The organism is Actinoplanes sp. NPDC049548, assembly GCF_040676695.1.
GTDB lineage: Bacteria > Actinomycetota > Actinomycetes > Mycobacteriales > Micromonosporaceae > Actinoplanes.
This window is the reverse complement of record NZ_JBFAPM010000009.1, coordinates 20,266-40,870: the sequence shown is the minus strand read 5'-3', so window position 1 is coordinate 40,870 and position 20,605 is coordinate 20,266. Positions and strand designations below refer to the sequence as shown.

At 72.0% G+C, this 20,605-nt stretch carries 22 protein-coding genes; 7 read left to right on the top strand and 15 right to left on the bottom strand.

Annotated elements, in window-relative coordinates; genetic code table 11:
• Positions 1-11: 11 nt before the first annotated feature.
• Positions 12-752: an SDR family oxidoreductase gene (locus tag AB0J80_RS19230; RefSeq protein ID WP_364706406.1), complete on the top strand. Its 741-nt coding sequence runs from the start codon at positions 12-14 to the stop codon at positions 750-752.
• Here AB0J80_RS19230 and AB0J80_RS19225 read toward each other — a convergent pair.
• Both AB0J80_RS19225 and AB0J80_RS19220 read right to left on the bottom strand, forming a co-directional pair.
• Positions 742-2,157 (bottom strand): HEAT repeat domain-containing protein, encoded by a 1,416-nt coding sequence (locus AB0J80_RS19225; RefSeq protein ID WP_364706403.1) that lies wholly within the window; start codon positions 2,155-2,157, stop codon positions 742-744. The two genes, AB0J80_RS19230 and AB0J80_RS19225, sit on opposite strands and share 11 nt — an antisense overlap.
• A gap of 18 nt (positions 2,158-2,175) precedes the next feature.
• Positions 2,176-2,538 (bottom strand): nuclear transport factor 2 family protein, encoded by a 363-nt coding sequence (locus tag AB0J80_RS19220; RefSeq protein WP_364706401.1) that lies wholly within the window; start codon positions 2,536-2,538, stop codon positions 2,176-2,178.
• 123 nt (positions 2,539-2,661) lie between these two features.
• On the opposite strand from AB0J80_RS19220, the gene AB0J80_RS19215 reads away from it, so the two are divergent.
• Positions 2,662-3,420 carry a helix-turn-helix transcriptional regulator gene (locus AB0J80_RS19215; RefSeq protein WP_364706398.1) on the top strand — a complete coding sequence of 253 codons (759 nt, stop codon included), beginning with the start codon at positions 2,662-2,664 and terminating at the stop codon, positions 3,418-3,420.
• Positions 3,421-3,436: 16 nt separating this feature from the next.
• Positions 3,437-4,192, top strand: a complete 756-nt coding sequence (locus AB0J80_RS19210) for an SDR family oxidoreductase (RefSeq protein WP_364706396.1) — start codon at positions 3,437-3,439, stop codon at positions 4,190-4,192.
• Here AB0J80_RS19210 and murF read toward each other — a convergent pair.
• Together murF and AB0J80_RS19200 are read right to left on the bottom strand one after the other, a co-directional pair.
• A complete protein-coding gene (murF, locus tag AB0J80_RS19205; RefSeq protein ID WP_364706973.1) occupies positions 4,138-5,520 on the bottom strand; it encodes a UDP-N-acetylmuramoyl-tripeptide--D-alanyl-D-alanine ligase in 1,383 nt (460 codons plus the stop codon). The genes AB0J80_RS19210 and murF overlap by 55 nt on opposite strands.
• A 5-nt stretch (positions 5,521-5,525) precedes the next feature.
• Complete coding sequence (locus AB0J80_RS19200; RefSeq protein ID WP_364706393.1) at positions 5,526-6,167, bottom strand: M15 family metallopeptidase; 642 nt, start codon at positions 6,165-6,167, stop codon at positions 5,526-5,528.
• Positions 6,168-6,401: 234 nt separating this feature from the next.
• Here AB0J80_RS19200 and mug point away from each other — a divergent pair, with 234 nt between their 5' ends.
• A complete protein-coding gene (mug, locus tag AB0J80_RS19195; protein WP_364706391.1) occupies positions 6,402-7,043 on the top strand; it encodes a G/U mismatch-specific DNA glycosylase in 642 nt (213 codons plus the stop codon).
• A gap of 22 nt (positions 7,044-7,065) precedes the next feature.
• On the opposite strand, the gene AB0J80_RS19190 is transcribed toward mug, so the two are convergent.
• The 7 genes from AB0J80_RS19190 to AB0J80_RS19160 all read right to left on the bottom strand — a co-directional run bounded on the left by AB0J80_RS19190 (position 7,066) and on the right by AB0J80_RS19160 (position 15,057).
• Positions 7,066-7,353 carry a DUF1905 domain-containing protein gene (locus tag AB0J80_RS19190; RefSeq protein WP_364706389.1) on the bottom strand — a complete coding sequence of 96 codons (288 nt, stop codon included), beginning with the start codon at positions 7,351-7,353 and terminating at the stop codon, positions 7,066-7,068.
• A gap of 22 nt (positions 7,354-7,375) precedes the next feature.
• Entirely contained in the window at positions 7,376-7,774 is a 399-nt protein-coding gene (locus tag AB0J80_RS19185) for a hypothetical protein (RefSeq protein WP_364706387.1), read from the bottom strand.
• Positions 7,775-7,821: 47 nt separating this feature from the next.
• Positions 7,822-8,154 (bottom strand): MerR family transcriptional regulator, encoded by a 333-nt coding sequence (locus AB0J80_RS19180; protein ID WP_364706384.1) that lies wholly within the window; start codon positions 8,152-8,154, stop codon positions 7,822-7,824.
• Between the two features lie 1,489 nt (positions 8,155-9,643).
• A complete protein-coding gene (locus AB0J80_RS19175; RefSeq protein WP_364706971.1) occupies positions 9,644-11,572 on the bottom strand; it encodes an ABC transporter ATP-binding protein in 1,929 nt (642 codons plus the stop codon).
• 108 nt (positions 11,573-11,680) lie between these two features.
• On the bottom strand, positions 11,681-12,460 hold the full coding sequence (locus AB0J80_RS19170; protein WP_364706382.1) for an enoyl-CoA hydratase/isomerase family protein: 780 nt from the start codon (positions 12,458-12,460) through the stop codon (positions 11,681-11,683).
• On the bottom strand, positions 12,457-12,684 hold the full coding sequence (locus AB0J80_RS19165; protein WP_015620263.1) for a helix-turn-helix domain-containing protein: 228 nt from the start codon (positions 12,682-12,684) through the stop codon (positions 12,457-12,459). Before AB0J80_RS19165 ends, AB0J80_RS19170 begins: the two co-directional genes overlap by 4 nt.
• Before the next feature lie 768 nt (positions 12,685-13,452).
• Positions 13,453-15,057 carry an ABC-F family ATP-binding cassette domain-containing protein gene (locus AB0J80_RS19160; RefSeq protein ID WP_364706379.1) on the bottom strand — a complete coding sequence of 535 codons (1,605 nt, stop codon included), beginning with the start codon at positions 15,055-15,057 and terminating at the stop codon, positions 13,453-13,455.
• A 223-nt stretch (positions 15,058-15,280) separates the two neighbouring features.
• Between AB0J80_RS19160 and AB0J80_RS19155 the strand changes: the two genes are divergently transcribed.
• Complete coding sequence (locus tag AB0J80_RS19155; RefSeq protein ID WP_364706376.1) at positions 15,281-16,198, top strand: neutral zinc metallopeptidase; 918 nt, start codon at positions 15,281-15,283, stop codon at positions 16,196-16,198.
• Between the two features lie 164 nt (positions 16,199-16,362).
• Positions 16,363-16,956 carry a LysE family transporter gene (locus AB0J80_RS19150; protein ID WP_364706375.1) on the top strand — a complete coding sequence of 198 codons (594 nt, stop codon included), beginning with the start codon at positions 16,363-16,365 and terminating at the stop codon, positions 16,954-16,956.
• Between the two features lie 62 nt (positions 16,957-17,018).
• On the opposite strand, the gene AB0J80_RS19145 is transcribed toward AB0J80_RS19150, so the two are convergent.
• From AB0J80_RS19145 to AB0J80_RS19135, 3 genes are all read right to left on the bottom strand, one after another.
• Complete coding sequence (locus AB0J80_RS19145; RefSeq protein ID WP_364706372.1) at positions 17,019-17,231, bottom strand: hypothetical protein; 213 nt, start codon at positions 17,229-17,231, stop codon at positions 17,019-17,021.
• Between the two features lie 145 nt (positions 17,232-17,376).
• On the bottom strand, positions 17,377-18,066 hold the full coding sequence (locus AB0J80_RS19140) for a histidine phosphatase family protein (protein WP_364706369.1): 690 nt from the start codon (positions 18,064-18,066) through the stop codon (positions 17,377-17,379).
• A gap of 195 nt (positions 18,067-18,261) precedes the next feature.
• On the bottom strand, positions 18,262-18,894 hold the full coding sequence (locus tag AB0J80_RS19135) for an acVLRF1 family peptidyl-tRNA hydrolase (protein WP_364706366.1): 633 nt from the start codon (positions 18,892-18,894) through the stop codon (positions 18,262-18,264).
• 182 nt (positions 18,895-19,076) lie between these two features.
• On the opposite strand from AB0J80_RS19135, the gene AB0J80_RS19130 reads away from it, so the two are divergent.
• On the top strand, positions 19,077-19,760 hold the full coding sequence (locus AB0J80_RS19130; protein ID WP_364706364.1) for a DNA alkylation repair protein: 684 nt from the start codon (positions 19,077-19,079) through the stop codon (positions 19,758-19,760).
• 3 nt (positions 19,761-19,763) lie between these two features.
• Here the strand turns inward: AB0J80_RS19130 and AB0J80_RS19125 are convergent, their stop codons facing one another.
• Positions 19,764-20,570, bottom strand: a complete 807-nt coding sequence (locus AB0J80_RS19125; RefSeq protein ID WP_364706363.1) for a maleylpyruvate isomerase family mycothiol-dependent enzyme — start codon at positions 20,568-20,570, stop codon at positions 19,764-19,766.
• Positions 20,571-20,605: the final 35 nt, after the last annotated feature.

Below are 20,605 nucleotides of genomic sequence, written 5' to 3'. Positions count from 1 at the left end.
CGTCGGCGTCCATGGACGGAGCTGCACTGGTCACCGGCGCCTCCCGGGGCCTGGGCGCCCACATCGCCCGGCGGCTGGCGGCGGACGGGCGGCCCGTGGCGGTGAACTATCTTCCCGACCGCGAGGACGCCGAACGCGTCGTCGCCGACATCACGCGCGCCGGTGGCCGCGCCGCAGCGTTCCACGCCGACGTCACCGACGAGGACGACGTGACGGCACTGGTCGCCGCCGTGGAGGCCGAGCTGGGGCCCGTCGACGTCCTCGTGCCCAACGCGACCGGCCCGCAGCCGGTCATCGACGCGGTCGACGTGACCTGGCAGGACCATCTCGACCAGCTGACCTTCTTCGTGAAGAGCCCGACGCTGCTCATGCAGGCGGTGGTGCCGGGGATGCGCTCACGCGGCGGCGGCCGGATCGTGCAGATCGGGTCCGACCTGTTCGAGCGGTCGGCGCCGGGGATGTCGGCGTACAGCGCGGCCAAGGGCGCTCAGCTCTCCCTGACCCGGACGTGGGCGCGGGAGCTCGGGCCGTGGAACATCACCGTGAACGTGGTGGCACCGGGCTGGATCCCGGTGGAGCGGCACGCCTCGATGGACCCCCGCTACGTCGAGGCATACCGCCGCGAGGTGCCGCTGGGCCGGATGGGTACGCCCGCCGAGATCGCCGACGTGGTCGCCTTCCTCGCCTCCGACGCCGCCCGCTTCATCACCGGGGAACGCATCACGGTCAACGGCGGCCACGTCATGGACTGAGCATGCGGGCGCGCAGCAGCTCGTCGGTGCTGACGAGGTCCGCTCCCGCGCCGGCCAGGCGCACGTCCCGCCCGGCCAGGTCCGTCAGCTCGGCGTCGGCCCCCATCTCGCGCAGCAGCTCGATCGCCGCGGCGACACGACGTCCCCGCTCGATCGCACCCACCAGGGCCGGGACCAGCTCACCAGCCGGCACGCCGAGCCGCCACAGCGCGCCCGCCGCGCCCACACCGGCTGACGCGTCGCCGAGCAGTGCCCGCAGGTCCGGTTCCCAGACGCGCATCTCGCCGCGCCACCCACCCGTTCCCCCGGCGAGGTCGGTCACGACGGTCGTCGCCAGCGCCGCGCGCGGCCCACCGGCGGTCAGGACGGCGTACAGGGTCGGCAGGGCCGCGGTCGTGTCGCCGGTGGCCGCGATGACGATCTGCGCGGCCAGCACCTGGGCGGCGCACTGCGGCTGGGTGGCGGCGGCCGCGCCGGTGAGGAGCAGCTCGAGCTCCGGCACGAGCGGCTGGGCCAGCGGACCGAGCAGCGCCACGACGCCCGGCGGGACCGGCGGCCGGGCGGTGAGCAGGGCGCGCAGGGCGGGCGCCGGGTCGCCGGTCAGCCGGAACAGCGCCGTGGCGGCGAGGAGCCCGCCGGGCCGGGTGGCGGCCGCGCGCAGGCCCGGGATCATCGGCGCGGCGGCATGGCCGACGGCGAGCAGGGCCCGCGTCGCCGCTACCGGCGCCTGCGGAAGAGCAGCAAGCAGTTCCGGTACAGCCGCGGCGGCGCCTGTCTCCCACCGGGCGACGACCTCGCAGAGCAGCTCCACCGCCGCCGTGGCACCAGGGGCGGCGGCGAGCCAGGTGAGCTGTGCGCGGACCGCGTCGAGCACCGCCGGTGGGCACGGCGGTGGCGTGAGGGTGCGCGGCGCCCGCGGAGCGCCGTCGAGCGCGGCCTGCACCACCGGGCCGACCCACCGGGGATCGCCGAGGAGCATGAGCGTCTCGACGGCCTCGCGCGCGGCCCCGGCCGGGTAACCGGCGGCCACCTCGCTGAGGACGTCGGCGTGCCGGGCGGCGGCCCGGCCGCAGCGGCGCAGCGCGGACACGGCCTCGTCGCGCACCTCCGGATCGTGCAACGCCGGCCCGAGCAACGGTACGAGCACAGCCGGCGCAGACCGCGACGCCTGACAGCGCAGGGTCAGCGCCCGTACCGCCGCCCGCCGGAGGTCCGCCGACGACGAGCCGAGCAGACGGGTGAGCAACGCCGGGTCGATGATGCACCGGGCGAGCGTCTGGGCAGCCGCCGCGCGCGTGTCGGCATCCGGGTGGGTGAGCAGCGGAACCAGCTCGGACACGTCCTCCGCGGGGCCGTGGCCGTGGCCGGGCGCCGCCCAGTCCACCCGGTCCAGTTCGTCGAGCACCGGGGCACCCTACCCGGGCTACGCCGGGATCTTGTCGAGGAAACCCAGCACCGTGCGGATCCTTCCGTCGGCGTCGAGCTCCACCACGTCGAAGCCGACCACGATCGGGTCGGCGCCGTCCGGTCCCAGGTGCCAGGTGAACCGCCCCTGGTCGTGGTGCGCGTCCGCCGTCGCACCCGGGCTGAACGTGAGGCCGGGGAACTGCTGCTGCACCGCCCCGATCAGCCCGTCCAGGGCTTCGCGGCCCTCGACCGCGGCCAGCGGGTCGACGTAGCGGACGTCCGCGGCGAAGACCTCGTCGATCGTCGCGCGGCGCTCCGCCGGGTCGGTCTGGTTCCACGCGTGCAGGTAGCGGGTGACGAGGGTGTCGAAGTCGCTCATGGCGGGATCCTCCGTGGGTCGTTGGAGTTGCTGACGGCGTCCACCGTGCCCCGGCACCGGTAAGGCGGTCGATTACCTCGCAGGTAATGGGGATCGTTCCCGGCGCTCCCTACGATCGGGGCCATGAGCGACGTGGGGGTGCTCCTGCGCGAGTGGCGCGGCAACCGGCGGCTGAGCCAGCTCCAGCTCGCCGGCCGGGCGGGGGTGTCGGCGCGCCATTTGTCCTTCGTGGAGACCGGACGGGCCCGGCCGACCCGGGAGATGATCCTGCGGTTGGCGGAGGAGCTGGGCGTACCGTTGCGCGCCCGGAATGCGTTGCTGCTCGCCGGCGGTTTCGCACCGGCCTTTCCCGAGCATGAGCTCGGCGGCCCGGACCTGGCCGCGGTGCTGGCGTCGCTGCGCGACGTACTGGCCGGGCACGACCCGTATCCGGCGGTCCTGGTCGACCGGCATTGGACGATGGTGGACGGCAACGCCGCGGTCGCGCTGCTCACCGAGGGGTCGGCCGCCGAGCTGCTGGAACCGCCGGTGAACGTGCTGCGGCTGTCGCTGCACCCCGACGGCATGGCGCCGCGCATCCGCAACCTCGCCCAGTGGCGTACGCACGTCCTGCACCGCCTCGACCGCCAGGCCCTCGCGACGGGCGATCCGGCCCTGCGCGAGCTGCACGACGAGCTGGTGCGGCTGCCCGGTGGCCTGGCCGCGGGTACGCCGGACGGCCTGGTGGTGCCGCTGCGCTTCGACGCCGGCGGCCGGGAGCTCGCCTTCTTCAGCGTCACCTCCGTGCTCGGCACACCGCTCGACGTGACGCTGTCGGAGCTGGCGGTGGAGTCGTTCCTGCCCGCCGACGAGCAGACGGCGTGGTTCCTGAAGTCGCGGTAGTGGCAGGATCAACGGCATGGATCTGGGCCTCGCCGACCGCGTCTACGTCCTCACCGGAGCCTCCAGGGGCCTCGGCTTCGCCACCGCGCAGGCTCTCGTGGCCGACGGCGCCCGGGTGGTCGTCTCGTCCCGCTCGCAGTCGGGGGTCGACCAGGCCACGGCCGCACTGGGCGCGAACGCGGCGGGCGTGGCCGCCGACCTGACCGATCCGGGCACGCCGGAGCTGCTGCTGCGGACCGCGACCGAGCGGTTCGGCCGCTTCGACGGCGCGCTGATCTCCGTGGGCGGCCCGGGCCACGGCACGGCCGCGGCCCAGACCGACGAGCAGTGGCGGCAGGCGTTCGAGACGGTCTTCCTGGGTTCGGTACGCGCGGCCCGCACGTTCGCCGCAGCGCTGGGCGAGGGTGGCGCGATCGCCCTCGTGCTGTCCACCTCCACCCGCTCGCCGGTTCCCGGGCTGGGCCTGTCCAACGGCCTGCGCCCGGGCCTGGCCGGCGTCGCCAAGGACATGGCCGACGAGTACGGTCCCCGCGGCGTCCGCGTGCTCAGCCTCCTGCCCGGCCGGGTCATGACCGACCGCAACCGGGAGCTGTTCGCCGCCACCGGCGACCCGGAACGGGCGGCGGCCGACGCCGCGGCGAGCGTCCCGCTGCGCCGGCTGGGTGAACCGGCGGAGTTCGGCCGGGTGGCGGCGTTCCTGCTGTCCCCGGCGGCGAGCTACCTGACGGGCATCTCGGTGCCGGTCGACGGCGGGGCGCTGCGCACGCTCTGACCGGCCATCCGCTCGGCGAGGTCCGACAGGCCGAGGCCGTTCGACGCCTTGACCAGCACCACGTCGCCGGGCCGGACCAGCTCGCGCAGGAGGTCGGCGGCGCCCTCCCGGTCGGGGACGTACATGCCGCCGTAGCCCGCCGCGTCCCGGTTGCCGACCGCCACCACGACATCCACGCCGAGCCGTACGGCGGCCTGCCCGACCTCGGCGTGCGCTGCCGCTGACCCCTCCCCCAGCTCGTTCATCTGCCCCAGCACGGCGACCGTCCGCCGCCCGGCCGCCATGCCCACCAGCGTGCGCAGCCCCGCGACCATCGACTCCGGGTTGGCGTTGTACGCGTCGTCGACCACGGTCACGCCGTCCGGCCGCTCCGTGACCCGCATCCGCCCCGCCGACCGCGGCCTCGCCGAGCTGAGCGCCTCGGCGACGAGCCCGATGTCATCGGTGTGATCCAGCGCGACCGCCGCCGCGGCCAGCGCGACCGTCACGAAGTGCTCCCCGTGCAGGCGCAGCGCCACCTCGGCCGCGCCGGCCGGCGTCCGCAGCTCGAACCGGGCCCGCGCTGCCTCGTCGAGCACCACCCGTTCGGCGCGCACCCGGGCCGAGGGATCCCGGCCGAACGTCACCACCCGCGCCTGCGTACGCCCGGCCATCGCCGCCACCACGGGATCGTCCGCGTTGAGCACCGCCAGCCCCACGGCCGGCAGGGCCTCGACCAGCTCCGCCTTGGCCCGCGCGATCGCCTCCCGGCCGCCGAACTCGCCGATGTGGGCGCTCCCGACCCCGACCACCACGCCGGTGTGCGGCCGCACGACCGGCATCAGCGCGGCGATGTCGCCGACGTGCCGCGCACCCAGCTCGGTGACCAGGAACCGGGTGTCCGCGGTGGTGAGCAGCACCGTCTCCGGCACACCGAGCTCGTTGTTGCGGTTGCCGGGCGGCGCGACGGTCGGCCCCAGCCGGCCCAGCACCTGCCCGAGCAGATCCTTGGTCGAGGTCTTCCCGGACGAACCCGTCACCCCGATGCGGTGCACGTCCGGCAGGCGGGTGACGAGCTCGGCGGCCAGCGCCTGGAAGGCGGCCCGCACATCACCGACCACCACGGCCGGAACGCCGACGGCCCGCGAGGCCAGCACCGCGGCCGCACCGTCCGCGACCACGCGTGCGGCGAAGTCGTGCCCGTCGCGGCGCGCCCCGGCGAAGGCGGCGAACATCCCGCCGGGCTCCACCCGGGCGGTCTCGTACCGTACGGGAGCGGTCACGGTCGTCGCCGGGTCACCGTCACAGACAGTCCCGTGTACGACCGCAGCAATGTCGGCGAGCGTCATCGCGATCACGACGACACCGGCCCGTACGGTGCATGCGGGGCTCCCGTCATCAGAGCCCAGTACCGGTCCCCGTAGGACCAGTGCCACCACTCGGTCGGGTAGTTCACCAGCCCCACGGCGCTCAACGCGTCGATCAGCAGGCGCCTGTTCTCGCCCGCCCCGGCCGGGATGTTGCGAGCACCCGTGAAGCAGGCGTCGTCACTCTCGACGGGCGTCGCGTCGATGGGCGTACCCATGTCCACCTCGACGCCGTCAGCCGTGCACAGTGTCAAATCGACCGCGCCACCGGTGCTGTGCGGCGCCACCTCGACCGGCGACACGAACTTGCTCGTCTCCACCAGCAACCGCCGCGCCGACCAGGACGGGTGCAGCCGCCGCAGCTCGTCCTGATAGCGGGAGAAGATCGCCTGCTGCGCCGCGTACGGCCGGTAACCCTCGACCACCAGCAGCCGCAACCCGTCCGGCAGCTTGCGCTGCGCATCGACCAACCGCGACACGACCTCGGCGCGCAACCGCGCATAGGCACCGTCGGGATCGGCGGCACGGCCGTCGAGCCGCAGCTCGGCGACGTCGCGAAGATCCAGCAGGGGGTCACCGTCGTCCCGGCTGGGCACGGCGGCGACACGCGGGTCGGACAGCAGGATCATCGCGGCGGCTCCAGCTCCAGGCGGTGCCCGATCAGCTTCCCCGCTGCCACGGCCTGTCGCCGGGTACGCGCCTCGGACCACACGTACGGGTCCCTCAAAGCCTGCCTCCTCGCCGGTCCGGCCGCGTCCTTCGCTCGAAGATCGAGTGTCACAGCGGGTGTCCAGTGGCCGCGTCGGCTCGGGGACGGATCATGCTCGGAGAGCGGTGCGACTTTCGATGGATAAGCTCGTCGGATGACCAACCGGCCCGGCCGGCCCGCCAGGCCGCAGCTCGACGCCGATGTGCCCGTTGGTCCCTCGAGCGGCGCCCGATCTTCCCGGACGACGCCCCCTCCGTTCCGGCCGTCGCGGGCGGAGGTCGCGGCCGCGGCGGGCCGTACCATTCCCGACCTGGTGGGCCCGGATCTGCGAGTCCTGTTCTCCGGCATCAACCCCAGCCTGTACTCCGCGGCGACCGGCCACCACTTCGCCCGGCCGGGCAACCGCTTCTGGCCGGCCCTGCACCGCTCCGGCTTCACCACGCGGCTCCTGCACCCGTCGGAGCAGTGGGAGCTACCCCACGCCGGGCTCGGCATCACCAACGTGGTGGCCCGTGCGACGGCCCGCGCCGACGAGCTCTCGCCCGCGGAACTCGTGGCTGGAGGCGAGATCCTCACTGCGCTGGTCGACCGCTGGCGGCCTCGCTACCTGGCGGTGCTGGGCGTCACGGCGTACCGGACAGCCTTCGCCCGCCCCAAAGCCACCATGGGCCCGCAGCCGGACCGGATAGCCGGCGTGCCGGTCTGGGTCCTGCCCAACCCGAGCGGCCTGAACGCCCACTACACCGTCGAAACCCTGGGCGAAGCCTTCGCGCAGCTCCGGAAGGCCGCGGCGTGAGCGCCGACCGCCTGCCGCGGTGTCAGACGTCGACGGTCAGCCGTACCGTCACCATGTCGCCGACCTCGAGCCCCTCGGCCCGGCGCACTCCCGCCTTCACCGGCACGATGTAGCGCCCGTCCTTCGGCCACAGCGACGTCGTCCACCCGGTTTCGCCGATCCGCGCACCGACGGGGATCATCCCCCACCCGTAGCTCACGACCGCCGAGGTCGACTGCAGCGCCCGGCAGGCCTCGTGGGGAACGGTCACGAAGTGCCAGGGCGCGGGACCCTTCCAGAACCACATCTCGCCGTTGAACTCCAGGTGCATGGGGCCAGGATAGGAACCGCGCTCACGTTGTCCATGGCAGTCCGCCGGCCCGCCGCGCCCGGCGGAACGTCACCGACCGCCAGAGCAGGCCTGCGAGCCCGATGAGAACAAGCACCACACCGGCAGGTTGCAGGACCTCCCCGACGGCAATCTTCCCGGGGATGCCGTGCGCTTCCTTCAGCTCGACCTGCTTGTCGTCCAACCACCGCTGAGCGTCAGCCGGCGCCCCGGTGAACCGGTACGCCGCACCGTCATCGTCGACGACCTCGGCGGTCATCACCCCGGCGCTGAGATCACCGCCGATGCTGGCGTGCCAGGGCCAGCCTCCGTCACGGAGCATGACCAGAGAGGTCCCGACCAGAAACGCGACAAGCCCGAGGGCGACAGCGATGGCGGCACCACGCCGCTTGAAGATCTTCACCCCGACATCGTGTCGCGGCAGACATCAACAGCCCTGAGTACGCAACCTCAACTGTCCACGTCCGAGACCTGAGACTGGTGCTGACGCTGGTACTGCTCGTTCAACCGGAGAGCCTCCTCGAGCTGGTCCTCGAGGATGATGATCCGGCAGGCGGCCTCCAGCGGCGTCCCCTGGTCGACCATCTCGCGAGCCCGAGCGGCAAGGCGCAACTGGTAGCGGGAGTACCGGCGGTGCCCACCGGTAGACCGGGAAGGGGTGATCAGCTTCGCCTCACCGAGCCGGCGAAGAAAGTCCTGCGAAGCCCCGGTGATCTCCGCGGCGCGGCCCATCGTGTAGGCGGGATAGTCGTCGTCGCCGAACATGTCGTCGGGTTGGGCCATGCACATTCCTCCAGGACGAGGGCCCCGGCGCGGAAGCGCCGGGGCCCGGGACTACGGGTCAGAACACCATCTACCGGCAGGTTCGCCGGATTGTCGTTTCCGCACCAGCCGCCGTCGGCGGCTCAGGGTGCGAGGATCGCGTAAGCGTGACCGAAGACCACCTCTCGTTCGATGGAGACTGCGGTAGCCGCCTCAGATCTGGAACTCCGTCTGCAGGCGGGCGATCCAACGGTGTTGAGCCCTCCCTTTCCTCTGCTTCTCATTCCTTGGTGCTGTCGTGCTGCCCGCCGGTGTGGAAGCCCCACGCAACTTCATGGCCCCGCACACGTGCGGCGGACTTGCCTTGCCGGTCGGGCCCGAACAACCACCCGACCTGCCCCGACCTGGAGTTACGTCAGGGTCTTACTTTCCACGTGCCTTACCTTGCTGCGTGCGGTGTCAAGCGCTGCCACCGCTGGGCCGAGCGAGCCTCGAAGGGATTCGGGCCCTGCTTGACGCTCGGCCGACTCGTCTGCGTCTTCGCTTGATCTTTCTGCAACACCGAGAATGCTAGGCAGGCATGGCGAGAATGTCTAGTACCTCCGTCATAGATTTTTTCGGAGCCCCGCCGAGCTCTTGGATCCGTCACTCCCCCGGGGGTCCCAGGATCACCGGAGGCCGCTTCGGCAACGGCAAGCCCATCGGCTTCTCGCCCGGCCGCACTCCGATCGGCCTGGAAAGCGCACATGCCGCCGGTGCTGGGATGCCGTCGACACGCCAGGAAGGCGATCCCCGTCCAGAACCAGGCGCGAGTGACAGCACCCGCCAGCGACCGCCTTCCCGATGCGCTGCGCCCCGGCGCCACCCCGAAACACGCCTGGCCGCGTCTTCCCCACATGAACCGACCACGCCGCACCCCCAACACCACGCCGCACCGCCGTCGCACGAAGAAGACACGCCGCATCTCAGCGCCACTCGAACACGATCGACTCCGCCTCCCCCTGTTCTCGCGCTGAGCGCGGGGCGCCCACACCGCACGGCCCAACCCGAAGCCACGCCGACACGAAAGGCCCCTACCCACCGCGCGCGAGGCGACCACCGCAGCGTCGGGGCTGACCGCGGGATCGCGGAGGCAGGCTTGCGCTCAGACGTTCGGCTACGGGCTGACCTGCGTCGAAGCGGACGCCGGCCATCCGATGCCGGCGTCATCAGAGCGCGACATGCGGCTGAGCGCCGCCGTATCGCGGTGCGTTACCGACCCGCCCCCGGTGCAGCCCAGCGCCGCCGTATCGCGGCGGGTTGCCGACCCGCCCCGGCGCAGCCCAGCACCGCACTATCGCGGCGGGTTACCGACCCGCCCCGGCGCAGCCCAGCACCGCACTATCGCGGCGGGTTACCGACCCGCCCCGGCGCAGCCCAGCACCGCACTATCGCGACGGGTTACCGACCCGCCCCGGTGCAGCTGAGCACCGCCTGGGTCAGGTCTCGAGCGCGGGACCGGCGACGGGGATCAGGGTTCGATCGGCGTCGGGACCGGGATGATGACGGGTTCCACGTCGGGGGTGAGGGGGGCGCTGTCCGCGAACTGGGTCTTGTACAGCTCTGCGTACAGGCCTCCGGCCGCGACCAGGTCCTGGTGGCGGCCGCGTTCGACGACGCGGCCGTCGTCGAGGACGAGGATGAGGTCCGCGTCGCGGACGGTGGAGAGGCGGTGGGCGATGACCAGGGCGGTACGGCCGGTGAGGGCAGCCGACAGGGCTCGCTGGACGGCCGCCTCGGATTCGCTGTCGAGGTGGGCGGTCGCCTCGTCGAGGATGACGATCGACGGTTGTTTGAGGAGGAGGCGGGCGATCGCGATGCGCTGCTTCTCGCCGCCCGAGAAGCGGTAGCCGCGTTCGCCGACCACCGTGTCGAGGCCGTCCGGCAGGGAGCGGACGAGGTCGGCGACCTGGGCGCCGCGCAGCGCCTCCCACATCTGCTCCTCGGTGGCGCCGGGGCGGGCGTAGCGCAGGTTCTCGGCGATGGTCTCGTGGAAGAGGTGGGAGTCCTGGGTGACCACGCCGATGGTGTCGCGCAAGGAGTCGAGGGTGGCGTCGCGCACGTCGATGTCACCCACGCGCACCGAGCCTTCGGTGGCGTCGTAGACGCGGGACACCAGCATGGACGTTGTCGACTTGCCGGCTCCGGACGGGCCGACGAGCGCCACCATCTGTCCGGGCTCGACCGTGAAATCGACGCCGCGCAGGACGGGGGCGTTCTCCGTACGGTCGAGGGCTGAGACGTCTTCCAGGGTGGCCAGCGAAACCTCGTCGGCGCTCGGGTAACGGAAGTGGACGTCGCGGAACTCGAGCCGGCCGGCGCCGGGCGGGATGGCGACCGCGTCGGGCTTCTCCTCGATGCCGGGCTTGAGGTCGAGCACCTCGAAGACCCGGTCGAAGCTGACGAGGGCGCTCATCACGTCGACCCGCACGTTGCTCAGGGCGGTGAGCGGCCCGTAGAGACGGGTCAGGAGCAGTGCCAGCGTCACCACGGTGCCGGCGGTCACGCTGCCGGTGACCGCGAGCCAGCCGCCCAGCCCGTACGTCAAAGCCTGGGCGAGGGATGCGACCAGCAGCATGGCGACGAAGAAGGTGCGCGAATACATGGCCTGCTGAACGCCGATGTCGCGAACCCGCTGGGCGCGCTCGCCGAAGCGGGCGGCCTCGGCCTCGGGCCGGCCGAAGAGCTTGACGAGCAGCGCGCCGGAGACGTTGAAGCGCTCGGTCATCGTCGCGTTCATCTTGGCGTCGAGGTTGTACGACTCGCGGGTGATCTCGGCGAGGCGCTTGCCGACGCGTCGCGCCGGGATGATGAAGAGCGGCAGCAGCACGAGCGAGAGCACGGTGATCTGCCAGGACAGGCTGAACATCACGGCCGCGGTCAGCACAAGCTGGATCACGTTGCTCACCACGCCGGAGAGCGTCGAGGTGAAGGCGCGCTGCGCGCCTGTGACGTCGTTGTTGAGTCGGCTGACCAGCGCGCCGGTCTGCGTGCGGGTGAAGAACTGCAGCGGCATCCGCTGCACGTGGTCGTAGACCCGGGTACGCAGGTCGAGGATGATGCCCTCGCCGATGCGCGCCGAATACCACCGCTGGGCCAGGGACAGGAACGCGTCGACCACCGCCAGCGCGGCGATGGTCAGGGCGAGCCGGATGACCGCGGAGCCGGCCCCCGACCCGCCGGTCGTGATCGCGTTGACGACGTGGCCGGCCAGCACCGGCGTGGCGACGCCGATGCCGGCGGCGAGCACGACGGTGACCAGGAAGACGGCGATGTCCCCCCGGTAGGGCCGGGCGAACCGCAGGATGCGCCGGGTGGTGCCACGGCTGAGCCGGTGCTGGGTGACCCGCTCGGAGTTCTGGATCGAGCGGAGCATCGTCCAGCTCGATCCGCCGGACATGGGTCCCACGCGCCACCTCCCGGGTCGTCGCTTCAGCAGGGCCTAGTGTGCCCGCTGGGTATGACAACTTGAGAGGTAACCGGCTTGTTCCGGTGCGGTCCTTACTGCTTACTCCAGCTTCGCCAGGTCACGCATGCGGCGGGTCTGCGCCTCACGCTCGGCCCGGTCCTGCTCCTCGTACGACCGGCCGGTCGCACCGGAGACCAGCGCCTTGATCTCGGCGACCGCACCGGGGTCGGCGGCCAGGACCGCCGCGGCAAGGTCAGCGACGGCTCCGTCCAGGTCATCGCGGGGCACGACGGCGGTGGCCAGGCCGATGCGCTCGGCCTCGTCAGCCGCTATCCGGCGACCGGTGACGCAGATCTCCAGCGCCCGGGACGGCCCGACCAGCTCGGTCAGCCGCTTCGTGCCACCGAGATCCGGGACCAGCCCGAGAGTCACCTCGGCCATCGAGAACCGGGCGTCGTCGGCGAGTACGCGCATGTCGCAGTTGAGCGCAAGTTGGAATCCGGCACCGATCGCGTGGCCCTGGACCGCCGCGATGGTGAGCAGCGACGGCCGCCGTAACCATGTGAAGGCGTCCTGGAAGCCGGCAATCCGATCCGCGCACTCTTCGGGCGACAAGCGGGCCAGGACGGGCAACGAAGAATCGCCCTCTCCGCGCGCCACCGACAAGTCGAGTCCGGCGGAAAAAGCGCGTCCCGCTCCTCGGACAATGACGACTCGCACGTCCCCCGGCATTTTCCGGGAAATGTCGGCGAGCTCGGACCACATGGCCGGCGTCTGCGCATTGAGCACATCGGGCCGGTCCAACGTCACCGTCGCGACCGGCCCGTCCTGCTCATACCGAACACCGGCCTCAGATCCGGAGGCTTCGCTGGTCGTCACGCCTTCTTGCGACGACGGGCGCCGCCCCGCTGGCGCAGCTGCACGCCCGACTCGGTGAGCACCCGGTGCACGAATCCGTACGACCGTCCGGTGGATGCGGCGAGCGCGCGAATGCTCTCGCCCGAGGTGTAGCGCTTCACCAGGTCCTTGGCGAGCGTCTGGCGCTCGCTTCCGACGATTCGACGACCCTTCTCAGTGCTGGTGGCTGTGCCCGTGGCTGCCATGTTGAATCCTCACGTCCCAGACTGTGCGGTTCGATACGGTCCCACCTATTAGACCGCCTCCAACGATCATGCGCTAGGTATCTCAGCTCCGCGAGCGTGCCCATTTATCAGTGTCAGGAACTTGACCGTCCCTACGTCCATCAATGTCAGACAGATGGGGTACGGGCCCGATCGGGCGCCGCAGAACGACCCGGGCGGCCTTTTCCACGGGTCCCTGCCATCACGCCGGCGACCGGCCCTCCGCGTCGATCAAGGCTAGTTGACCTGCATAAACATCATCTGGCCGGAAGGCAGACAACGATGTCACTGAGCGTCTACCGAGCGTTCACCGTGGGGCATGATCCCGTGCCCGAACGGGCATCGCGGACCGGTCCAGCAGGCTCCGGGAGGGTGGGAGGAGTCCCGGGGTGCGTGCATATGTCGCACTGTCTGTGTGGGCACCAGTTGACAACTGACGATGCCCATGATCCCCGATCAAGCGAGCCTCGGCCCGCGCCGACGGCGGCCAAGGAAGCCGGCGACCGGAGTAACCGGCGACCGCAGCGACCGGCGACCGGCGACCGCCGACCGGCGGCTGCAGCGACCGCCGACCGGCGACCGGCGATCGGCGACTGCAGCGACCGGCGACCGCAGTGACTGCGGCGTAGGGGACCGCGAGGGCCGAATCGGCCTCGAGGCTCGCGAGGGAGCGACCCGGGCAGGCCGCCGAGGTGGCCGGCGAGACTAAGGCGACCGGAAGGGCCGAGGCGACCGGCAGCACCCCGGCCGTCATGCCAGCTCGACCAGCTCCAGCAGGTCGTCGCTCCACGCGTCCTCGTCGCCGTCCGGCAGCAGGATCGCCCGGTCCGGCTTCAGCGCCTGCACCGCACCCGCATCATGCGTCACCAGCACGATCGCGCCGGGGTAGTTCGCGATCGCGTCCAGGACCTGCTCGCGGCTGACCGGGTCGAGGTTGTTCGTCGGCTCGTCGAGCAGCAGCACGTTGGCGCCCGAGCACACCAGGGTGGCCAGCGCCAGGCGGGTCTTCTCGCCGCCGGAGAGGACGCCCGCCGGCTTGTCCACGTCGTCGCCCGAGAACAGGAACGCGCCGAGGATCTTGCGCAGCTCCGTGTCGGTCTGCTCGGCGGCGGCGCTGCGCATGTGCTCGAGGATCGTGCGGTCCACGTCGAGGGTCTCGTGCTCCTGGGCGTAGTAGCCGAGCCGCAGGCCGTGTCCCGGGCGTACCTCGCCGGTGTCGGACTCGAGCAGGCCGCCGAGGATGCGCAGCAGGGTGGTCTTGCCGGCGCCGTTGAGGCCGAGGATCGCCACCCGGGAGCCGCGGTCGACCGCCACGTTGACGTCGGTGAAGATCTCCAGCGACCCGTACGACTTCGACAGGCCCACCGCCGTCAGGGGCGTCTTGCCGCACGGTGCCGGGCTGGGGAACCGCACCTTGGCGACCTTGTCGGCGACGCGGCTCTCCTCGAGGCCGCTGAGCAGCTTCTCGGCGCGGCGGGCCATGTTCTGCGCGGCGACCGTCTTGGTCGCCTTGGCGCGCATCTTGTCGGCCTGCGCCATCAGGGCGCCCGCCTTCTTCTCCGCGTTGGCGCGCTCGCGACGGCGGCGGCGCTCGTCGGTCTCGCGCTGCTCGAGGTACGTCTTCCAGCCGACGTTGTAGATGTCGATGACCGACCGGTTGGCGTCGAGATACCAGACCTTGTTCACGGCCGCCTCGAGCAGCGACACGTCGTGGCTGATCACGACGAGGCCGCCCTTGTGCTGGGCCATGTAGCCGCGCAGCCAGGTGATGGAGTCGGCGTCGAGGTGGTTGGTCGGCTCGTCGAGCAGCAGAATGCCCTTGCCGTTCTGGCCGGAGTTGGCGAACAGGATGCGGGCGAGCTCGATGCGGCGGCGCTGGCCGCCGGAGAGCGTACCGATGGTCTGGGCCAGGGCGCGGTCGGGCAGGCCCAGGTTGGCGCAGATCCGCGCGGCTTCGGCCTCAGCCGCATATCCGCCGAGGCTGGCGAACTGGTCCTCGAGCTGGCCGTAGCGCCGGATCAGCTTCTCGTCGGTGCTCTCCTCGAGCTCGACCTCGAGCTTCTGCATCTCGGCGAGGATCGTGTCCAGCCCGCGGGCCGACAGCACCCGGTCGCGCGCGGTGACGTTCAGGTCGCCGGTGCGCGGGTCCTGAGGCAGATAACCCACTTCACTGGTACGGCTCACCTCACCCGCGTACGGCTGGCCCTCGCCGGCCAGGACCTTGAGCGTCGTGGTCTTGCCCGCGCCGTTGCGGCCGACCAGGCCGATCCGGTCGCCGGGCTGCACGCGCAGGGTGGTCGGCGACAGCAGGATCCGGGCGCCGGCGCGAAGTTCGAGTCCGGTGGCGGTAATCATGAGGAGGCTTCTCGCTCTCGAGGGAAAGGCTGGCTCAGGGCACACGGAAGCGCCGGCCGGTGGGTCACGCGGTCGGCGCGGGGCAGTCAGCCTTCGCAGAGCAGCACCGGGCAAGTGTACCGGGCGCCCCGCGCGAGCTCCCACCCGATTAACCGGCAAGATCATCGGGTACACGCCCCAGCACACGTGCCGAGCGCGCGGGCCCCGTGCCCGGGAGGACGATATGGAACTCAACGAGAACGCCAGGATCGACACGAGCCAGATCGACGACCAGCGTTCCTCAGGTGGCGGCGGTGGCGGCATCGGCGGCCTGCCCATCGGTGGAGGCGGCCTCACGGGCATCGTCGTCACCGTGCTCATCGCCCTCGTGGGCGGTTACTTCGGCATCAACGGCCTGAGCGGTGGCGGCGGCGCGCCACAGTCGGGCGACAACACCTCTCTGCAGCAGGAATGTTCGCAGTCCGACGCCGTCAAGCAGCTCGACTGCCGCAACGCACTCTTCGTGAACTCGATCCAGGACTACTGGGTCGACGCCTACCCGCAGAACTTCGACGGGGCGTACAAGGCGTCGAAGACGGTGTTCTTCGCCAAGAGCGTGCGGACCGGCTGTGGCGCGGCGGACTCCGGCACGGGCCCGTTCTACTGCCCGGCCGACGACCGCGTCTACATCGATCTCACGTTCTACCGCCTCCTGGCCGACCAGCTCGGCGCGCCGGGCGAGTTCGCGCAGCCGTACGTCCTGGCCCACGAGTACGGCCACCACATCCAGGACCTCTCCGGAACCGAGGCAGCGATGCGGCGCGAGCAGGAGCGCAACCCTGGCGACGCGAACAAGCTGTCGGTGAAGCTGGAGCTGCAGGCGGACTGCTACGCGGGCGTGTGGGCGAAGAATGCGACCGGCACCGACGACGCCGGCGGCCAGAAGATCTTCAAGAGCATCACCCAGCAGGACATCCAGGAGGGCCTCGACACCGCCAGCAAGATCGGCGACGACACCCTCCAGCAGCGCAGCGGCGGCTCGATCAACCCGGCGGAGTTCACCCACGGCACCAGCGCCCAGCGGCAGCACTGGTTCAGCGTGGGCTACGACAGCGGCTCCCCGAAGAGCTGCGACACGTTCGCCGCGGGCGCGGTGAGCTGAGCCACAGGCGTACCGGAAAAGCCGTTGCCCGGCCATGGTGACCCGCCCCACCATGGCCGGGTGACTGCTGTGATCCTGCCGAAGAAGACCGCTGCCGCCGCTCCCGTCCGGGTAGCGCGACAGCAGCGTGTCCCCGGCGACCCGGCGGTCCCCGTACCCGTGTCATGACGGGCGCGTTCCTGGCCGGCGTGATCGCCGGCTACGGCGTCGCCGTGCCCGTGGGGGCCATCGCCGTCCTCATCGCCGGGCTGAGCGCCCGCACGTCCCTGCGCGTCGGTGCCGCCGCCGGCCTGGGAGCGGCCACCGCCGACGGCATCTACGCCCTGGTCGCCGTCCTCGGCGGCGCGGCCCTGGCCGGAGCCATCAGCCCGATCGCCACTCCCCTGCGCTGGGCCGCGGCGGCGGTCCTGCTGACGCTCGCCGCGCACACCGCCTGGTCCGCGCTGGCCGGCCCGGCGGCCGTCCGGGAGACGGACCGGACCACTCCGGCGGCGGCGTACCTGGGCATCCTCGGCCTGACCCTGCTCAACCCGGCCACGGTCGTCTACTTCGCGGCACTGGTGCTGGGCCGCGGCGGCGAGGGCGGCGGAGGCTGGTTCGTCGTGGGGGCGTTCCTCGCCTCGGCGAGCTGGCAGCTGCTCGTCGCGGGCAGCGGCTCACTGGTGGGCCGGTTCCTGACCGGGGCCCGCGCCCGCATCATCACCGCGCTGGTGTCCAGCGCCGTGATCGCGGTGCTGGCGGTCGGCCTCGTCATCTGACGCCGCTGGTGGGTCTCGAACCGGCGACGGCCACATCCACCACCGAACCCGACGCACGCCGGCTAGCCGTGCTCGCCGGACCCGAAGCTTCTCGGGTCGCGACCCTGAGCGGCGTGCCGTTCGGCGGCGTAGCGCTCCGCTTCGGAGAGCGCCTGGCGGGCTGCGGAGCCGGCGTCTCCGGACTTCGTGCGACGCCGGTCACGGATGCCCACGTACGTCAGCGATGCCACGATGAGAACAACCATGATCCCGAGTAGCGCCCACAGCCACGTCATGAGCGAATCTTAGGCGAGACCATAGGCGAATTGCCTGGTCACAGGCCTTCTGCTTCGTCGCCCATGCGTCTTGGCAGGGAGAGCCGGCAACTCGCCAGGTGCTTGAACCCCTTCGGCGCGGCCGGTGCTGAGGGCACGTGGATGCCTAGGCGCCGAGGTGCTCCACCGCGTTGTAGCCGTCGAGGACGAGCCTGCCGCTCGACCCGTCGAACCGGGTGATCGACGCGTTGCGGACCTGCCCGGCGCCGGCCACCGCCTCCACGCCGGCCCAGTCCAGGCCCTCGATCACGGACCGGGTCATCAGCACCACGGAGTCGTGGGCGACCACGAGCACGCGTTCGCCGGCGTGGTCACGGTTCAGGTCGTCCAGGAAGGACGACAGCCGGGCCGCCACGTCCTCGAAGGCCTCACCGTTCGGCGGGCGGTACTGGTATTCGCCCGCCTCCGCCAGGCGGCCCGGCTCGTCGGGGAACCGCTGCGCGATGGCGGCCCTGGTCAGCATCTCCAGGTCGCCGAGCAGCCGGTCGACGAGCCGGTCGTCGGTGGCCGGGGCGGGCAGGTCGAGGCCGGAGGTCTCCGCGGCGATCCGCCAGGTCTCCCTGGCCCGCACATACGGCGACGTGATGACCACCTCGGGCACCTCGTCCGCAGGTCGCGCGGCCAGCCAGCGTCCCACGGCGCGCGCCTGCTCGGCCCCGAGGCCGGTCAGCGGCACGTCGGCGTCCCGGCCGGTGAGCCCGGACTCCAGCAGGCCCGCCGCATCCGCCTCGGGAAACGCCACGTTGGAGGCGCTCTGCCCATGCCGGATCAGGATCAGCTCCGCGACGACACCCACGATCAAGAACCCTATCCGGTACGCCCGGAGCCCACGCGTCACGCCTCAGGACCGGACGGCGCGAGCCAGGCCCACGGCCTCCTTCACCACCGCCGGCGAGATGCCCGAAGCTCACCTGTCACGCACCGGGATCCGCACGGCGCGCGTGATCCGCGCCTCCCCACTACCGCCGGGCGCAGACCCGGAGCTCACGGGTCACGGGTCACGGACCAGGATCCGGACGGCGCGGGCCTGGTCCACGGCTTCCTCCAGGACCGTCCGGCGTGGTTCGGGCACGTCGAGGAAGCGGTCGTGCCGCAGTGCCGCGAGCGCGGCCAGTTGCGGGGCGGCCAGGACGGTGTCCACCGCCGTACGGTCGCCGCCCGTGACCAGAGCGCTCAGGGAGCGCGCTTCGGGCAGCAGGATCCGCGCCGCGATGCCGACCGCGTCGGCGGCGGCGGCCTTCGCCTGGTTGTCCCTGCGGCGGGCGAAACGCTGCTGGGACCAGCCGCCGGCCGCGGTCCGGCCCTGGACGTAGTGGGTGTCGACCTTCGAGGAGAGCAGCTTCCGCCCGTGTGCCACCCCGGCTGCCACAGCGCCTTTGCGGGCCAGCAGCAGCCCGATCCGGCGCGGCGCGGCGGCCTGCTCGTGGAGGTCGGCGAGGTCGGTCACCGGCGGGAGCCCCGGGGGCGGGAACAGCTCGGCGGTGGCGCCGTCCGTACCCGTCAGCACCAGGCCCTGGACCGTGTGGCCGCCGTGCCGGGACGCGAAGTTCTCCAGCCAGCGGGTGAGCCGCTCCGGCGGCACGTCGACCCATCGTCCGCCACCCGCCGCCGGTCGCGCGCTCATCCTGCCTCCCTTTCGTCGCCATACCGCCTCGGACCAGCCGCCCGATGCCGCCGGAGCAGCCGACAGCCAGACCGCCCAAGTGGACGACAGCCAGACCGCCGAAGCAGACGACGGCCACGACGATGAACGGCAGCCCGCCGGTTGCGGACGGTGTGCCTGCGAACGGTGGCATGATCCGCCTCATGACCCGACCGCTCGCCGACGAGATCCTCGCGAGGCTGGTGCGAACCTACAGCGCCGCCCGCGAACCGGAGCGCGCTGTGCACGCGGCGGCCTACATGCGGGACCAGTTCCCGTTCCTCGGCTTCTCCACCGCGACCCAGCGAGCCCTCGGCCGGGCCGTGCTCGCCGGACTGCCCGCTCCCTCCGAGGACGACCTGCGGGCCGTGGTTCTCGGGTGCTGGGAGCTCGAGGAGCGCGAGTACCAGTACTTCGCGTGCGACTGGCTGCGGAAGCACGTCAAGGTCCCCGGGGCCGGCTTCCTCGCCACGGCCCGCACCCTGATCGTCACGAAGTCGTGGTGGGACACGGTGGACGCGCTGGCGACCCGGTTCGTCGGCGGGCTCGTCACCCGCCATCCCGGGCTCAGGACCGAGATGGACGCCTGGGCGCGGGACGAGAACCTCTGGCTCGTCCGTACGGCGATCCTGCACCAGCTGCACTACGGCCGGGAGACGGACGTCGAGCGGCTGTTCGGATACTGCACGCAGCAGGCGGGCCATCCGGACTTCTTCGTCCGTAAGGCCATCGGGTGGGCGCTGCGCCACTATGCCCGGACGGATCCCGAGGCGGTGCGCGGCTACCTGTCCCGCCACCGTGACGTGCTCTCCCCTCTGTCGGTCCGCGAGGCTTCCAAGCATCTGTGAGGGTCAGCTCGAGTGGGGCCAGGCGATCAGGTCGTCGACCACCGAGCGGTCCCCGGTGACGGTCACCGCCTCGGCGCCGATCCGCCGGTAGAGGAACAGCAGCAGGTCGCTGGCCGAGGCCCGAATGGTGGCGACCGGCTCCCCGCTCGGCGCGGGGTTCGCCTTCGCTCCCGCCGGGGTCAGGTCGAGCAGCCAGGTCGGACCCTCCACCGCGGACAAGGCGATTCGGGCGGGCCGGTGCGGCCAGGCACCCACGCTGCCGAGGCCGACCTCGAGGAACTCCGCTATCGCGTCGACGGCGATCGCGGCCGGCACGGGCTCTGCCTTACCGGCGGCCTCCTGCGCGTCGTACGCGTGAACCGCCGCCTCCTGCACCTGGTGGCGCGCCACCGCCCCCGCGGTCATGGGCGCACCGGACGCCTCCCACCACGTCCAGCAGCCCTGATCCGGCGGGGCTACCCGCAGCGCGTCCAGCAGGAGCCGGGTGGACTCGGCCGACCACTCGAGCAGGTCGCCGTGCGGGTCCCCGCCGCCGACCGCCTCGGCGGAAGGAGCTCCACCGACCGCCTCGGCGGGTGGGGAGCCGTCGACCGCCTCGGCGGGAGGGGAGCCGTCGGCCGGGCCTGCCGCCACCGTGGCCGCCCAGAAGCGGTGCACGCCGCCGAGGTGGGTGACCAGGTCGCGGACCGTCCAGTCCGGGCAGCCGGGAATGCGAGCCACCGGGTCGGCGACAGCGACGGCCTCGCGGAAAGCGGTCGCCCGCTCCTCGATCAGGGTCAGCAGATCCTGGTACGGCGGCATTCGGGTCATGCCCCCTGGTCTACCACCGCCCACTGACACTTTCG

Excerpts from the sequence above, each read along its gene's own strand:
- AB0J80_RS19230 (WP_364706406.1), top strand. The coding sequence starts at position 12 with ATGGACGGAGCTGCACTGGTCACCGGCGCCTCCCGGGGCCTGGGCGCC.
- AB0J80_RS19220 (WP_364706401.1), bottom strand. The coding sequence starts at position 2,538 with ATGAGCGACTTCGACACCCTCGTCACCCGCTACCTGCACGCGTGGAAC.
- AB0J80_RS19215 (WP_364706398.1), top strand. The coding sequence starts at position 2,662 with ATGAGCGACGTGGGGGTGCTCCTGCGCGAGTGGCGCGGCAACCGGCGG.
- AB0J80_RS19210 (WP_364706396.1), top strand. The coding sequence starts at position 3,437 with ATGGATCTGGGCCTCGCCGACCGCGTCTACGTCCTCACCGGAGCCTCC.
- murF (WP_364706973.1), bottom strand. The coding sequence starts at position 5,520 with ATGACGCTCGCCGACATTGCTGCGGTCGTACACGGGACTGTCTGTGAC.
- AB0J80_RS19200 (WP_364706393.1), bottom strand. The coding sequence starts at position 6,167 with ATGATCCTGCTGTCCGACCCGCGTGTCGCCGCCGTGCCCAGCCGGGAC.
- mug (WP_364706391.1), top strand. The coding sequence starts at position 6,402 with ATGACCAACCGGCCCGGCCGGCCCGCCAGGCCGCAGCTCGACGCCGAT.
- AB0J80_RS19190 (WP_364706389.1), bottom strand. The coding sequence starts at position 7,353 with ATGCACCTGGAGTTCAACGGCGAGATGTGGTTCTGGAAGGGTCCCGCG.
- AB0J80_RS19180 (WP_364706384.1), bottom strand. The coding sequence starts at position 8,154 with ATGGCCCAACCCGACGACATGTTCGGCGACGACGACTATCCCGCCTAC.
- AB0J80_RS19175 (WP_364706971.1), bottom strand. The coding sequence starts at position 11,572 with ATGTCCGGCGGATCGAGCTGGACGATGCTCCGCTCGATCCAGAACTCC.
- AB0J80_RS19165 (WP_015620263.1), bottom strand. The coding sequence starts at position 12,684 with ATGGCAGCCACGGGCACAGCCACCAGCACTGAGAAGGGTCGTCGAATC.
- AB0J80_RS19160 (WP_364706379.1), bottom strand. The coding sequence starts at position 15,057 with ATGATTACCGCCACCGGACTCGAACTTCGCGCCGGCGCCCGGATCCTG.
- AB0J80_RS19155 (WP_364706376.1), top strand. The coding sequence starts at position 15,281 with ATGGAACTCAACGAGAACGCCAGGATCGACACGAGCCAGATCGACGAC.
- AB0J80_RS19150 (WP_364706375.1), top strand. The coding sequence starts at position 16,363 with ATGACGGGCGCGTTCCTGGCCGGCGTGATCGCCGGCTACGGCGTCGCC.
- AB0J80_RS19145 (WP_364706372.1), bottom strand. The coding sequence starts at position 17,231 with ATGACGTGGCTGTGGGCGCTACTCGGGATCATGGTTGTTCTCATCGTG.
- AB0J80_RS19135 (WP_364706366.1), bottom strand. The coding sequence starts at position 18,894 with ATGAGCGCGCGACCGGCGGCGGGTGGCGGACGATGGGTCGACGTGCCG.
- AB0J80_RS19130 (WP_364706364.1), top strand. The coding sequence starts at position 19,077 with ATGACCCGACCGCTCGCCGACGAGATCCTCGCGAGGCTGGTGCGAACC.
- AB0J80_RS19125 (WP_364706363.1), bottom strand. The coding sequence starts at position 20,570 with ATGACCCGAATGCCGCCGTACCAGGATCTGCTGACCCTGATCGAGGAG.